Origin of the sequence: Mycetohabitans sp. B2 (genome assembly GCF_021733735.1) — a bacterium.
GTDB classification, from domain to species: Bacteria; Pseudomonadota; Gammaproteobacteria; order Burkholderiales; family Burkholderiaceae; genus Mycetohabitans; species Mycetohabitans rhizoxinica.
On record NZ_JAHKSP010000066.1, the window covers coordinates 142,531 to 159,217 of the forward strand.

At 55.6% G+C, this 16,687-nt stretch carries 3 protein-coding genes and 1 pseudogene; all 4 read left to right on the forward strand.

Going from position 1 to position 16,687, the window contains the following annotated elements:
- Nucleotides 1-7: 7 nt before the first annotated feature.
- Nucleotides 8-986 (forward strand): annotated as a pseudogene (locus KPG66_RS15180) (acyl-CoA dehydrogenase family protein); the annotation flags it as partial.
- A 1,178-nt stretch (nucleotides 987-2,164) separates the two neighbouring features.
- Nucleotides 2,165-5,449 carry a Tc toxin subunit A gene (locus KPG66_RS15185; protein ID WP_049786526.1) on the forward strand — a complete coding sequence of 1,095 codons (3,285 nt, stop codon included), beginning with the start codon at nucleotides 2,165-2,167 and terminating at the stop codon, nucleotides 5,447-5,449.
- Between the two features lie 22 nt (nucleotides 5,450-5,471).
- A complete protein-coding gene (locus KPG66_RS15190) occupies nucleotides 5,472-9,080 on the forward strand; it encodes a neuraminidase-like domain-containing protein (protein ID WP_013428528.1) in 3,609 nt (1,202 codons plus the stop codon).
- A 227-nt stretch (nucleotides 9,081-9,307) separates the two neighbouring features.
- Nucleotides 9,308-16,453: a SpvB/TcaC N-terminal domain-containing protein gene (locus KPG66_RS15195; protein ID WP_237071334.1), complete on the forward strand. Its 7,146-nt coding sequence runs from the start codon at nucleotides 9,308-9,310 to the stop codon at nucleotides 16,451-16,453.
- Nucleotides 16,454-16,687: the final 234 nt, after the last annotated feature.

The following is a 16,687-nucleotide window of genomic DNA, read 5'->3' on the forward strand; positions in this document are numbered from 1 at the left end:
GCGTTGTTTCCGGTCGCTGGTGGGCACCAATAACGGGATCGGCTCGCAGGGCTTAATCCTAGATGGTTCGCCGGAGCAGAAGGCCCGCTACTTGCCTAGGCTGGCGTCCGGAGAACTTGATCGCATCGTTTGCATTGACCGAGCCAGGTGCCGGGTCGGACGCGGCATCGTTGCGCACGCGCGCCGAGCGCGACGACGAGTACGTGATCAACGGAACCAAGCGCTTCATCACAAACGCGCCTGAGGCGGGGATCTATACCGTCATGGCCCGTACTCAGCCGGATATTGCCGGTGCAGACGGTATCTCTGCCATCCTGGTGGAGCGCGGTACGCCCGGCCTGTCGCTCGGCAAACCGGACAAGAAGATGGGCCAGCGCGGCGCGCATACATGCGACGTGATTTTCGAAAACTGCCGTGTGCCCGTGTAGAACGTCATCGGTAGCGTCGAAGGCCGTGGGTTCAAGACCGCGATGAAAGTGCTGGACAAGGGACGGCTGCATATCGCCGCCATTTGTGTCGGGGCGGCGCAGCGGATGCTCGACGACGCGCTACGCTACGCGATGCAGCGCGAGCAGTTCGGCCAGCCCATTGCCGAGTTCCAGTTGATACAGGCGATGCTCGCCGACAGCCAGGCCGAGATCTATGCAGCGCGCTCAATGGTGCTCGATACCGCGCGGCGCCGGGACAATAACGAAGACGTATCGATGGAGGCATCGTGCTGCAAGCTCTTTGCTTCGGAAATGTGCGGCCGCGTGGCGGATCGTGCCGTCCAGATCCATGGTGGCGCCGGATATGTGTCCGAGTATGCAATCGAGCGTTTCTGCCGGGACGTCCGTCTGTTCCGTAATTTGGCGTTGCGCAGTGCTGGCATGATTTGCTCAGCGGGCCGTTCGAAATCCGTTAGCAATATCGCGGCCAGGCACACGCGCGCATTCCGCCAAGCGGGTTCGCCGACAGGATGGCACGCGCAGCGCCGGTCAGGTTGACGTTGCCGATCTTGCTCCAGAGATTGCCAGGCGTGTGGGGAGCACGAGCGAGTCGAGCGGTAGCACGGAGGCGAATTGGGCCAAGTTCACAGGTCGAGCATTTTGAAGGCGAAGTGAAGCGGAAGTAGTCGGTTGACGGCTGTGGCACAACATAGTGGTAACGGAGGAAGTTAGGAATGCGTGATGTAATGCAAGCGCTTTGTACATGAATGCCTGATGGGCTAAGCGGGGCATTAGCTCGCAGTGGCGCACAATAGGCTATCTATGTGGCTTACGCCAGTCAAGGGCGTCATCGGGCGAGCGCGGGCACGGCATCCGGTGAGATTGTGACGCCCCCGTGTGGCGAGCGGTCGGACTCAACGCTGCTGCTGGATTATCGTGGCGTAGAGCAATGGCGATTTGATGATGGTCGAGTCGATTGAGCCGCTTCATATCATGCAATCGAGTGGGTGGCGCTTGTCACGCAGCCATGTTCTTCTGCGAGGCGGCACAGCCTCTGCAGGTCAACGCCTGAGGTTGCCCACGGCAATTTGTCGCATTGAATAAAGGGAATTCGCTTGAATGCTGTCCGTCTAGTGCTTTATAGTTGTTGCTACCTTAAGTGTCGAAGCAGCATATGGCAGTTGAGCACGACGCTCGAGCGCGTTGTGAGTAGCAGTCAAACGATGAGGTGATCTGTCAGAGAACGGGTGCATCGCAGTAACCGTTTTTGCTGAATAAAGACGACGTCTGGAGGGAAGAAAGTGAAGAAGTACCCCAGCTTAAACACTATGACCTCGCGCCTGCGCGACACGTCTACTTTCTCTTTTATTCTGTTCCCAAATTTTGTCCGCTTGATGTACGGCGACACGGCTTCGCTTTAAGCGCGTTGTGCGTCATAGTGACGTGTTGCGGACAAGGCTGACATTGTTGATCCTTGCCGTTTAAGGCAATCTATGCCCCATATACCACCCTCTATGGGGCCGCTGGGGGATAGTACCGTCCTATCCAATAGTCGCTATCAATTGACTATAGGATGGTAAGTAATGGGTATGGATTTCACTACGCTGGCTGCATCGATTTTGTAACGGTTCACGACACCGAGATCGTTTGAGGTGTAGCATCCAGATTAGACCGAATAGCGCTGTTCCGATGCACGTACCCACCTTTTAAAATATTTGTTTAGTATAGCTAAAATTATGCCAGACTTATTCACCTCTCAGTCGGGTAACGCAGATCAGCATCTGCTTGACGCGGGCTATCGTAATGTGTTTGATATCGCGTTGACCAGTCGAGCTGCTTTCATTGAATCCGTGCCAGCGCTGACCGCCAAAGATGCCCGTGCGGTGTACCATCAGGCACGTCAGCGTGCGACCAATTTGAAGGCTCTTTATCGTGCCTGGCAACTGCACCAGGAGCCAGTGATACAAAGGCTCACGAAGCTCAATACCCGGCCTGACGCCCCCCTCTTGAAAGATGCGCTGGTCCGCAATATTGGCGGTGATGGCGATTTTACCGATCTGATGGAGCGAGCCAGCGCGTATGCGGATGCTACCTCCATTCAATCGCTGTTTTCCCCTGGCCGTTACGCTGCCGCGCTGTACCGAGTGGCAAGCGCGTTGCACGATGCGGACTCTAATTTGCACATTGATCAGCGTCGGCCGGATTTGAAAAATTTGGTGTTGAGCGAAGCCACGATGCAACAAGAGGTCACGTCGCTTGATATCTTGTTGCAGGTGCTGCAGTCAGGCAGTGAGGGTATCAGCGCATTGTCTGATCGATATTTTCCAATGACGCTGCCTTATGACGATAACTTAACACAAATCAATGTCGCATTGTCCGCTCAGGCACGGACTTTGAATGGCCTTTGGGACACCCTGACGGACAGCACCGCCAAGGCCGTGTCGCAGCAAGCCCTTGCGCTAGGTGCCGCCCGTCGCGCCGAGAATGTGCGGGCAGACAGTGTTTACTTGACAGGCAATGTGTTTTATCTGCAAGCGCTAGATGGCGACACAGAGCCTATGGTCTATTTATCGCACTACACAAACGGTAATGGGGTCGTTGGCGCCCAACTGGTCGCGGGCAATGCCGATAATGCGGCAGCCGCCATTGTGGCGCCGCTCGTGTTGACCTGGTCAGTTGCGCAACACTGTTATTACCTGGGTGTGCCGGACGGAACGCAGATGGCAGGTAATGCCGCTAACGTGTTGAATGGTTGCTTCCTGAGGGGTAATCACAACACGAATCCGGACAAGGATGGCGATTTTGCGCAGATGGCGAGCCGATCCGGCGGCACGAAACCCATGTCTAGTTTTCATTTGCCGATCACGTTGATACCCGGCAAACAAAAGAATCAATACTATCTAAAAACCGATAAAGGATATGTCGGTGTGGACAATTCCGGTCAGTCCAATTGGAAAGCGGCACTGATCGTGACGGCGCCGCGGGATAAGGCGCTGCTGGTGATGATGTGCCAAGACGATGCTGGCAATCCGATTGAAGACGGCTCAACGCCGTTTCCCGAGGTCGTGTTTGAGCAGCCGTCGCCGCCGGCGCGTGAGACCTTGTCGATGACGCCGGTGAGCTATCAGCTCATGACCAACACCGACTTGAGCGAAACCGATATCGCTGATCACTACGGTATGGAAGGAGCCGGCCTACGCAGTGCAGGGGCGCTAGCGACGACGCTGAATCCGATCTCGACCTTCTGTGAAAAAACCCGCCTGAACTTTAATCAGCTGCTGGAGTTGACTGCTCAGCAGTCTTACCTGGATAACGGCAAAGAAAGCCGCGCGTATAGCCGCTTTTTGCATTTTGGCGAACAAGAGCCTACACGAGTCAATGTGTACGGTGCGGCCTATCTAAATGGCACGCTGGGCGACACAGAGACGGACCAGTCGCGTTATCTGTGGGTACAAAAAGACGGCAAAAACCTTAACCTGATGGATGACACGGTAGTTGAGTTGGCGGGCCGTGCGGAAAAGCTGGTGCGCCTGTCCCACTTAACCGGTCTATCGTTTGAGGCATTGGACTGGGTGATAGTCAACGCCAGCCGCTGCGTGCCGGAGCACCACAATAAGCCGGTGCTGGACAAACCCGTACTGGAAGCTTTGGCGGAGTATGTGCGGCTCAAACAGCGCTACGGTTTGGATGTCAATACATTTGTGACCTTCATCGACGCCGCGAACACGTATGCGCCGGATCAAGTGTCAAGCTTCTACGCGTCCACGTTCCGTCCGGCAGACGGCGGCGACGCGATTGCGTTGGGCACGGCAGTGAACTATAAGCAGAATCAGCAGGACGAACTGTCTACGATCTGTTGCAAGGCGTTAGGCGTGACCAGCGACGAGTTCGCGCGGATTGGCGGTTGGTGCTTTGGGCGCGCAGGAAAATTTACGCTGGATGAACACACCGCGGGTCAGTTGTATCGCTTTGGCGCGATACCGCGTCTGTTGGGGCTCACGTTTGCACAGGCCGAAGTGTTGTGGCGCTTGATGGGCGGTGGGCAGGACACGTTGTTGGAACAGCTAGGGCAGCCGCAGTCGCTGGCCCCCTTGGCGATTCTGAGCCGCACGGAAAAGATCCTGGACTGGATGGCTTCAGTGGGACTGAACCTGCTCCAGTTGCAGGGGATGGTGAGTACCGTTTGGAGTGGCACAGCTACCGCGGAAATGTTTAACTTCCTGAAAAATGTTTGCGATAGCGTCAATCCTTCGAGCACCGCTGCCACTCGGCAGGATGCGCTGGATGAAGCGCTGCAGCAAAAGGTGCTGCGGGCGTTGGCTGCGGGCTTCAATCTGAAAAGCAATGTGATGGGCGGTGTGACCACGTGGCTTGAGAAGCTGACCGCCCAGACCGACTCCGCCTTTACGCTCGCTCACTATTGGTATGCCATTCAAACACGGTTCAGTCAGGCCAACGTCAATTTGGACGATTTGCAGAAGGATACCGGCCTTGTGCTGACGACGCAGCGTCTGAGTCAGCTAGTGCTGATTGCGCAATGGCTAACGTTGACTGAGCAAGATCTGCAGCTGCTCACGGCGTATCCGGCGCGCCTGATCGGCGCAGCCGTCACTGTTCCCACGCCGGACATGGCAGTGCTATTGACGCTATCACGCTTTAAGCAGTGGCAAACGCAGGTCGTGGTCTCGCGCGACGAGGCGATGCGCTGTTTTGATCAGCTCAATGCCAAGGAAATGACGCTTGGCAAGGCTGCCGAGTTGATCGCGGCACTGCATCAACTAGATGCCAATACTGTCGCGCAAATGAGCGTCTCATTATTGGGCGAGGACACATGGCCGAAAAGTTTTGATGTGCTGTGGCAGCTGCTTACATGGCTGCGCGTGGGGCAAGCGCTGAACGTGGGGACGACCACGTTGGAACAACTTCAGACGATGATGCAGGCTGATCCGTCTGCTGAAGACCGCACCCTCTTAGCGTCGGTGGCTAGGAATCTAAGTGCAGGAATCAGCGCTCGTCGATAAACGAAATTAAAGGAACTACCTCATGTCAGCCTCGCTATTTTCCCAAACCTTGAAAGAAGCCCGCCGCGACGCGCTGGTAGATCGCTATATTGCGACGCAGGTGCCGGCGGATTTGAAGGATCGTATCCACAACGCCAATGATCTGTATGAGTATTTGCTGCTCGACACCCAGATCAGCGATCGAGTGAGCACGTCACCGCTGGCGGAAGCGATCAGCAGCTTACAATTGTTTATCCATCGGGCGATCGAAGGCTATGACGGTGCGTTGGCGGAGGACGCAAAGTCGTACTTTGCACAGGAGCATTTTTTGTACAACTGGGACGCTTTTAACCGGCGCTATAGCACATGGGCCGGTAAGGAACGGCTCAAATTCTATGCAGGCAACTATATTGACCCAACCTTACGATTGAACAAGACCCAGCTATTCCAAACACTGGAGCAAGGGATTTCGCAAGGAAAATTAAGTGACGCGCTGGTTCAGTCAAAAATAAGTGAGTATTTAGCTGAATACAACACGCTTTCGAATCTTGAATATATCCATGCGGCCAAAGGCGGGGATGAGAAAACGGTATTTTTTGCTGCAAGAACTCAGAACCAGCCTTACAAATTTTATTGGAGAAAGCTGACGCTAGCCGCTAGGGAGGATGAGCGGGGGCCAATCCCAATCCAGTGGACCGAGTGGCGAGAAATAGCCGCTGGAATTGCTGATCCGTACAAGGGTTTGGTCAAGCTCTTTTGGGATAAAAGTAGATTAAATGTTTGCTGGTATAACAAAATAGATAAAGGTGATGAAGGGTTTAGTTGCGCTAAAAATATTTGGTGCATGGATAATAATTTTAGTTGGGCTTCAAAGGAAAAAAGATTTGCATATTGTTTTGAGGAAATTGAGAGAAAAGGCGTAACAGGTACCGTTGAGGATCAACATATCAAAACACAATATAGTTCTGATGCAGAATTTATATTTTGCAAAGATTATTTTGTTTTGAAAAATGCAGACTCTGGTGTCCAGCCCGGTTTTGGGGTTACCCTGGGTGATGAATCTGGAAATATTATTAAAACATTGAGCGATTTGGGGGATTATATATTTTATAATAATGATTTTTATCCAAAAAAGATTTTAAAAATTAGTCACGGAAAAGGTGATTCCGGATCTAATTATTTGATATTTTCCTGCAATGGAAGTTTTAGTGATTTCGGTAAAATTGAAAAGTTAAAAGATTTTATAAATTATGATAGTTATGGAGAATTTACTACTTCTGGAAATTTTAAGCTATCAAGTGATGGTGAAGAAATTTCGCTGAGTTTGACAAATAATGTTGACCTGCCTAAACTTTTTGATGATCGGCATGATGCGCTGTTTAATTACAGCGTGCAAAAGGATTTAGGCGGTCTAACCGCGTTCAGCGGCCCTTACGGAATGTACTTGTGGGAAATTTTCTTTCATATCCCGTTCCTGGTAGCTGTGCGGATGCAGACCGAACAACGGTATGACGAGGCGAATACCTGGTTTAAGCGGATTTTCAACAGCAGCGGCTACCGCGATGACGATGGCAATCTGCTTTACGATGACAACAGCAATCCACGCTATTGGAATGTGCTGCCGCTGCAGCTTGACACTGCCTGGGACACGAGCCAACCGGCGACCACCGATCCAGACGTCATCGCAGTGGCCGACCCAATGCACTATAAGCTGGCGATCTTTTTGCATGTGCTGGACTTGTTGATTGCACGCGGCGATCACGCGTATCGAATGCTGGAGCGGGACACGCTGGTCGAAGCCAAAATGTATTATATCCAAGCGCAGCAACTGCTCGGGCCGCGCCCGGATATTCGCATCACGAATACGTGGCCCAACCCGACACTCAGTGCCGAGGCAGGGGCGATTGACAAACCGACCCGCAGCCATCTATCCGGCGCGCTCACCTTTGCGAGTTGGTTGCGCACGGGTGACGCGGCCGACATGGGCGATGGCCATTTTCTGCCGCCGTACAACGATGTGCTGTTGGGCTACTGGGATAAGCTTGAACTGCGCCTGTATAACCTGCGACATAACCTGAGCTTGGATGGTCAGCCGCTCAATCTGCCGCTTTACGCAACGCCGGTGGACCCGGCTGAGCTACAACGCCAGCAGGCCGGAGGCGACGACGCGAGCAGCGGTGTGATGAGCAGCCAGGGCCATGTGCAGGGCTGGCGTTACCCGCTGGTAGCTGATCGCGCGCGCAGCGCGGTGGGACTATTAACGCAATTTGGCAGCAGCTTGCAGCTGGCGCTGGAGCGTCAAGACAATGAAAAAATGACGTTGTTGCTACAGACGCAGCAGCAGATAGTGCTGAAACAACAGGCCGACTTACAGCAGAGTAATTTAAAAGGGCTGCAGCATAGTTTAAGCGCGCTGCAAGCCAGCCGTGACGGCGCAACGTTGCGCCAGAGCCACTTTCGTAACTTGATTGATGGTAACTTGTCCGCGGCGGAAATCGCCGGGCTGACGCTGCGCAGCACCGCGATGACGACCAACCTGGCCGCGACCGGGTTACTGATTGCCGGTGGCGTCGCGGACGCGGTGCCAAATACGTTCGGTCTGGCCAACGGTGGGTCTCAATGGGGTGCGCCTGTGCTGGGGACCGCGCATGCTACTCAAGCGGTGGCCGTTGCACAAGATCAAAGTGCGGGCATCTCTGAGGTGACAGCCAGCTATCAGCGCCGCCAAGAAGAATGGCAACTGCAACATGATATTGCCAAAAATGAGGTGACCCAGCTAGACGCACAGATCAAGAGCTTGACCGAACAAATTGCGATGGCTCAAAAACAAATCGCACTGGCCGAAACTGAGCAAGCGCATGCACAGGCGCTGTACGAGTTCCAAACCACACGTTTTACCGGACAAGCGTTATATAACTGGCTGGCTGCGCGATTGTCCGCACTTTATTATCAACTATACGACGTTACGTTGCCGATATGCCTGCAGGCAAAAGCGGCCTTGGTGCAAGAGTTGGGCGACCAAGACACCGATGGTGTGTTCCGGGTACCGGTGTGGGACAACCTGTGGCAAGGTTTGCTGGCGGGCGAAGGGTTGAGCGTGGAGTTGCAAAAGCTTGACAGCATTTGGCTGGCACGCGGTGCCATGGGGCTGGAGGCAACGCGCACGGTATCGCTGGCTACGTTATTCGGTGCTGAGACTTTCAAAGACAAGCTCCAAACTGTGCTGGACGGCAACCCTGTGGACCCATCGGGCGGCGTGAGGCTATCGCTGACGGACAACATTTTCCAGGCTACGCTGGACTTGAGTGTGTTGGAGTTGGATAAATCCTACAACATGAAGGGCAAGACGCGTCGCATTAAGAGCGTCGCGGTGACGCTGCCGACGCTGCTCGGACCGTATCAAGATATCGAGGCGACGCTGATATTTGGGAAGGAGACGGCGACGCTCTCGCATGGCCTAAATGATAGCGGCCGATTTGTGACCGATCTCAACGACAGCCGTTTCTTGCCGTTTGAGGGTATGGATGTGACTCAGGGCACGCTGTCGCTCAATATTTTCCATGCGGGCAAGGACGATGGCGCACAACGCGATGTGGTGGCTAATTTGAACGATATCATCGTGCATCTACATTACATCATCCGAGACACATAATACCCACAATATTTCAATAGCTGCGTTTCAGGGCCTGAGAAAACTAATATGCTGAATTCCCAGATATTCGACTGAACTGATGCTATAGGAAGTTAGCAACGCAATGTATGGTTTAGACGCGTCGTTAAGAGGGGGCTAGTCAAAGAAGGCGATCCCCCAAGCTGGCACCAGCACGCGTGAGCCAACGGAACGCTCATTCCCAGAAATTGCATTAAAAGGATATCGTGATGGACCGCACCATCCGTGCTGAATCAAACACCCCGCGCGTCATCGAATTGCCATTCTTGTCATTGCCTAAAGGCGGCGGCGCTATTCAGGGCTTGAGCGAGACGCTCAGTGTCGGCGGTGTAAGTGGCGCCGCGTCGTTAACATTGACGTTGCCGACTACCGATGCAGGTGGTATCACACCGGCGCTCGCACTAGCCTACAGCAGTGGCGCAGGCAACGGTGCGTTCGGGCTGGGTGTGGCCCTAAGCATGCCGAGCATTAGCCGGCGCACCGCGAAAGGCGTGCCGCGCTATACGGATACGGATGAGTTTGTCGACGCAGGTGGCGAAGTATTGGTGCGCGTCGGTAAAACTGCCGATCAGACGTTGAACGACCGCGTCTTTCACGTTACGCCCTATGCGCCGCGTGTTGCCAGTAGTTTCGATCGGCTCGATTACTGGCAAGCGCAAGACGACGCGAGTTGCGCATTTTGGCGTGTGCAAGCCGCCGATGGTACGCAGCATCTGTTCGGTTATACACAGGCGGCGCGCTTGGCCGATCCTGCTACGCCCGAGCATATTGCTCGCTGGTGTCTTGAAGAAAGCGTCACGCCGCACGGTGAGCATGTGTACTATGCGTACCAGGGTGAAGACAATAGTGGCATTGACACTAGCGTTCCCGTTGAGCAACCGCGTGAGCGGCGCGCGCAGCGTTATTTGAAGCGCGTATGCTACGGCAATCGCCAAGCGTGTGCCGACTTGTACCTGATGAGCGGCACGCCCGTGCCAACCAATTGGTACTTCGAGCTGGTGTTCGACTATGGCGAGCATGCGGCTGATGCGAACGCGATACCCACGTATGCGCCGCAACGCGCGTGGTGCGCGCGCCTAGACCCGTTCTCCGACTATGCGGCTGGCTTTGAAGTACGCACGCACCGGCTATGCCGGCAGGTACTGATGTTTCACCGCTTTGAGGCGCTGGGACCGGACCCGGTGCTAGTGCGACGGCTGTACCTCGAATACGACGAACAACCGGTGCTCAGTCGCTTGCGCGCGGCGTGGATGACCGGCTATGGGCCGGATCCGGCCAGCGGCGAGCCCGCGGCGGTGAGCCTACCGCCGGTCGAGCTAGATTTTGGCACCTTTGTACTGGGTCAAGGTCAGTTTGAATCGTTTGCGCCGCTGGCCGGCTTGAACGATGGCATGGTGTATCAGCTGGTCGATTTGTATGGTGAAGGGGTGCCCGGTGTGCTATACCGCGATGGCACCAGCTACTGGTACCGTGCACCGGTGCGCGCTGAAAACGGCGAAGACGCGATCGCGTATGAAGCCTGGCAGCCGCTGCCGCAGTTGCCCGTTGGGGGACTCGGTCCCAACACACGACAGTCGTTGATGGATTTGACCGGCAACGGGCAACTCGATTGGGTAATTGCGCAGCCGGGGCTGGCGGGCTTTTTTGCGCTGGGCCCAGACAAGCACTGGCAGGCGTTTGTGCCGTTTAGCGCGTTTCCGACGGAGTTTTTGCATCCGGATGCACAACTTGTTAACCTGGTTGGCGCTGGGTTGCCGGATCTGGCGCTGATCGGCCCAAAAAGTGTGCGACTGTACGCGAACCGGCGTGAGGCTGGCTTTGACAGACCCGAAGAAGTGCCCTATACGCCGCCGGGGCGGCTGCCGGGCAATAACGGCGCGCATACCGAACTGGTCGCGTTTAGTGACGTGCTTGGCTCGGGCCAGCCGCATTTGGTGCGCGTGCGCCATGACACCCTAGTGTGCTGGCCAAACTTGGGTCGCGCACGTTTGGGTGCTCCGATCACGCTGGCGACGTTGCCGTTTGAAGCGCATACTTTTCACCCAGCACGGGTGCGGCTGGCGGATCTAGACGGCTCGGGCGCGGCCGATCTGATTTATTTGGGTAGTACGAGCTTTCAAGTATTTTTCAATCATGGCGGCAACGGTTTAGCAGAACCGGTCGTGTTCGCGTGGCCCGACGGCGTGCGCTATGACGACACCTGTCAGGTCAGTTTCGCGGACATACATGGCACCGGCTGCGCGGCACTGGTACTCACAGTGCCGCACCCAACACCGCGTCACTGGGTCTACGATTTCGTCGCAGGCAAGAAACCATATCTACTTGAGCGCGTGAATAATAACCGCGGGCTCGACACGCAACTCACCTATCGCAGCTCCGCGCAAGCGTGGCTCGATGAAAAGCAGGCGACGCCCGATGCGGTCAGCCACCTGCCGTTTCCAGTGCAAGTAATCTCGCAGGTCACGCACACTGACGAGATCACTGGTAATACGTTGACGCAAACTTACCAGTATCGGCACGGCTTTTATGATGGGTACGAGCGCGAGTTTGCCGGCTTTGGCTCGCTCGAGCAGTGGGATACGGAGCGTAACGCCTCGAACGCTGACGACGACACGCTGACCGCGCCGGTGCTGACCAAAACGTGGTTTAGGATCGGTGCCGAGCAGGACGACGCACCTCATGCCGACTACTACGCAGGGAATGAAAAAGCGCCGGCGCTGGGCCCTACGCGCTGGACCGATGATCAGCATCAACCGATCGTGCAGCCCGATGCAGAGTTGTTGCGCGCGATGCGCCGCGCGCTGCGTGGGCGGGTGATGCGCGAGGAAGTGTACGGGGTCGATGATACGCCCGCGGCGGCGCATCCTTATACCGTCACTGAATACCGCTATCAGGTGCGCGTGGTGCACGATGCGCCCGACGCGCGCGTGCTGCTGCCGATGCAGCTTGAACAATGGAGCGCGCAGTATGAGCGCATGCCCGATGATCCGATGATGACGCACCAGGTGTTGCTGCAGGCGGATCAGTACGGTTACCCAACTGACACGGCCACGGTGCACTATCCGCGCCGCACGAATCCTGCTCCTTCGGATGAATGCCAAGATACGCAGCAGCAGCAGTTGCGCGTGACGCGCACGCAACAACGGTGGATTCACTTAAATCAACCCAACGCGCCGTGGCGATTGGGCCTGCCGTGCGAGGCGAAAGCACAAGCGTTGCAGCCGCCCGCTAGCGCAGGCGAGTGGCTCGGCTATGAGCAACTCACCGACGGCCGAATGGACACGGCGCCAGGTGAGTTAATCCATTGGCAGCGGCAGAACTATGCCGATGCACACGACAGTGTGCTGCCGTTTGGTCAAGCGAGCGTGGAAGGTTTGCTGGCTTGCACGTGGCAGGCTGAAATGACGTTGGAGATGCTGCAGCAGGCGTGCGATGGTCTCCCGCCTCCTGGCGCGCTCGAACCATGGGTTGAGCAAGCGCGGTATCGCATTGAGGAAGGTTACTATTGGATCGAGTCGCCGCGCGCACATTATCTCGGAGCAAGCCATTTCTACCGGCTCAGCCATCAGCGTGATGCATTTGGCGCCGAGACCCACATCGAATACGATGGGTCCGGACTATGCGTGACGCGCGTGACGGATGCACTAGGGTATGTCATGCAGGCGGACCATGACTATCGACGTCTGCAGCCAACGTGCGTAGTTGATGTGAACGAGAACCGGCACGAAGCCGCGTATGATCCGCTGGGCCGGGTGCGGGTCACCAGCTTTTACGGTACGCAAGGGGATGACAAGGTCGGTTTCGCTCCAGTGAACGAGTATCGCAGCGCGGTGACTACGCTCGACGCGGCGCTGGCCGATCCTGCCGGCGCGATACAACACGCGGCTAGTGTTTGGTACGATGCGCTGTCGAGCTGGATGGGGCGGCTGGAGCCGTCCACGTTAAATGAGTCCGAGCAAGCCATGCTGTGTCGCCATGGGCTGCTCACGGCCGATGGCCAAATCCGTGCGCGTTGGCGGTGGCTGGCTGCCGCGCCCCCCGGGCTATCACTCGAGCGCTGGGCGCACATCCAGGTGCAACTGGACCAAGCGCCTCGCACGCCGATGCATACGGCCTGCTTCACGAGCGATGGCTATCCGGATGACGCACACCAACAAATCCGCTGTACGGTGGCGTTCACTGATGGCTTAGGCCGAGCGCTGCAAACCAAGCAGCGTGTTGCCGCGGGTCCCGCGTGGACGAGCGATGCGCACGGCAATTTGGTGCTTGAAGCAGGACAGCCAGTAAGCCAAGATACGCCGACACGTTGGGCAGTTTCGGGCCGCGTCGAATACAACAATAAAGGGCTGGCCGTGCGCGTGTATCAGCCGTATTTTATTGATACGCCCCGCTATGTGAATGATGCGTCGCTGCGGCAGTGCGCACCTCACGACACCCTCTACTACGATCCGCTAGGCCGCAACACGCGGGTGCAAACGGCGGCCGGATATCAGCGACGTAGCCGCTTTGATGTGTGGTTCGACACGCACGAAGATGAAAATGACACAGGCGACGATCCACTGTATCGCGACACGCCCACGGTTGAGGTGCGCGACAATCGGGGCTTGACGGTGCGGCAGATCCGTTACAACCGCGTGCCCGATGATCCCGAGCGGCAAGTTCTGGTGACGCGACATGCATTCGATGCGAGCGGCGCGCTGGTGAGCAGCGCCGATCCGCGGCATGTGGGGCCAGATAAGGTCAACTTCCATTACCAGCGCACCCTGTCGGGCCAGCTGCTACGCACGGACAGTGTCGATGCGGGCGCGCAGTTGCAGCTGCGCGATGCGCGCGGGCTCATCACGTGGGTGGCCAGTGGTAACGGGCACGGTCAACACTGGACATATGATTTGCTAGGCCGTCCTATCGCGCGGTTTGAGCAGCCCGCCGGTGCCGTGCAAGCGTGCCGCGAACGGCTTATCTATGGGGCACCGGACAGTGACGCGCGCCGCAATGATCGTGGTCAGCTGGTTCGCCATGCAGATCCAGCGGGCATAAATGAAATCGGAGGCTACAGCTTGAGCGGCGAGCCACTGAGTGAAACGCGCGGCTTCCTAGCCACGTTGGACGCGCCCAATTGGCCCGAAGACGAAGCCGCGCAGCGCGCCTTACTTGAGTCAGAGCGCTACACAAGCCGCTGGACCTATAATGCGCTGGGCGAGACGGTGACACACACCGATGCAGGCGGACATTGCCGCCGCTACGAATTGAATATTGCCGGTCAGCTTCAGACGGTATGGCTACGCTTAGCGGGTCAGAATGAGCGTTGCATAGCATCGGATTTTACCTACAATGCGTCGAACCAGCCGCTCCAGGTACGTGCAGGCAATGGTGTCGTGCGTACCTATGTGTATGAAGTCAGCACACAGCGACTTAGCCGCCTGAGCGCGCAACGTGAGCGTGATGCCACGGTGCTGCAGAATTTGAGCTACACGTATGATCCGGTAGGCAATATCACGCGCATCGAAGATGCGGCACAGCCGGTGCACTATACACGCAACCAGCGCGTTGAAGCGGCGAGCGACTATCGCTACGACGCGCTGTATCAATTAGTCCAGGCCACTGGCCGTGAAAGCGCGCAGACGAGCCAGCAAAGTGCCGCCTTGCCGCTGTGGCAAAGCTTAGACGCCACACAACGGGTGAACTACACGCGTCAGTACACGTATGATGCGAGCGGCAATCTATGTCAGATGCAACATACCGGTGCGCAGCACTATACGCTGCGCATGGTGGTGGCCGCCGGCTCAAACCGAGCAGTGCCTGAAGCTTGGGATGTGGCGCCTGAACAGGTCGATCGGTATTTCGATGCAAACGGCAATTTGACGCAATTGCAGCCAGGTCAGCCGGTAGACTGGAACACGTGCGATCAGCTTAGCCGCGTCGTGCAAATCGAACGCGGCGACAATGAGAGTGACGATGAGCGCTACGCCTACAGCAGTGCGGGCCAACGCGCGCGTAAGGTACGCCGTTGGCGCGCGGGCAGTCAGCAGCATAGCGACGACGTGCGCTATCTGCCTGGGCTCGAGCGACGCGAGCATCGGCAAGCCGATGTAGACGATCCTACGCGGTCCAACGTGACAGAAGCGTTGCAGGTGGTCGTGGTGGACGCGAGCGGCATTGCGTTGCGGGTGATGCACTGGGAAGCGGGAAAACCTGAACAGATTGATAACGATCAAGTGCGCTACAGTCTGGATAATCAGTTGGGCTCGAGCACGCTGGAGCTTGATAACACGGGGCAGTTGCTTACCTACGAAGAATATTATCCGTACGGTGGCACCGCAGTGTGGGCGGCAAAAAGCGAGTTGGAGGCGAAATACAAGTACGTGCGCTACTCGGGTAAGGAGCGTGATGCGACCGGGCTCTATTATTATGGGTACCGTTACTATATGCCTTGGCTAGGGCGATGGCTCAATCCCGATCCGGCTAGAATAGTCGATGGCTTGAATCTCTATCAGATGGTAAAAAATAGTCCAATTTTACGCTATGATGATAATGGCCTGATGTGGAAGACGGCCATTACAGGAGTAACTGGAGTGGCCGGGGTTGTTTACGAAGCCTATAAGCATAGGCAAAAATTACCTGCTCATTCGGAGACTGAAATTAAAGCACATGAAGCTTCAAAAAAAACTTACGGTGACCAGAAGGCAGACGAGATAATTAATAAAATCGGTGAAAGAAAAGATAAGTTTGATATATCTATAAAAATAGAGGAAACTATAATAGGCAGGGTTAAGGCAGTAGGCCACGTTGCTCAAGGTAAAGTGCCAGGCGTGGAAGCACTAAAAACAGGCGTTGATACTGTGGCAACCGTCGGGGAATTTGCTACTACGGGTGATGTGAAGCAGGTGAATAAATCTGCTTTGACAAAGGCTGCTGCAACCGATGCCTATAATAATCTAGGTTTAAGTGTTGAGGCGATAAAAAAGGCTTCTAAGGGTGCGGCCGTAGCGACGACAATGTCTTCAGAGAAAAATGAAGAGCTTGTAACAGCTGCTAACCAATTCAAAGAAGAGGTAAAAGACGAAGTCATAACAGGTGTGGCGACTGGTATGAGTGTTGGTGCTGTGTTGGACGGTGCGGCAGCAGTAGTGCCTCATCCAGCCGCAAAGATAGCCTTAAAAGGGGCATCAGTTCTTTGGCGTGTTGGTGGGGCAGTCAATATGGCGGAGAAAGTTGCTGAGGCATCAGAAAAACATAAAGAAGCCATATCAAGCGAGTTTGGCCATGAAGCGTTCAGTCAAATGAAAAATATAAATAGTATAAAAAGGGGGGAGATACTGGAAAAATACAAAATTATGACAGGAGGTAAAAGTTAGAAATTTTTATGTGGCTTTTGCCGCTTAGCTTGTGAACAAAAGCCGCCTTGGAGTGTGTCACGAACACGGACGGGAGCCTGTGATGCTGTATTAAAGACTAGGCATGTGGGGAGCGCGAGCGAGTCGAGCGGTAGCACGGGGGCGAATTGGGCCAGCGGGAGCAGTCGGTTGACGGCTGTGACACGACATAATTGTAATGTAAAAATTAGGAGTACGTTGCATAATGCAAGCGCT

Bases quoted from the DNA above. Each gene is read 5' to 3' on its own strand.
- KPG66_RS15185 (WP_049786526.1), top strand. From the start codon at position 2,165: ATGCCAGACTTATTCACCTCTCAGTCGGGTAACGCAGATCAGCATCTG.
- KPG66_RS15195 (WP_237071334.1), top strand. From the start codon at position 9,308: ATGGACCGCACCATCCGTGCTGAATCAAACACCCCGCGCGTCATCGAA.
- KPG66_RS15190 (WP_013428528.1), top strand. From the start codon at position 5,472: ATGTCAGCCTCGCTATTTTCCCAAACCTTGAAAGAAGCCCGCCGCGAC.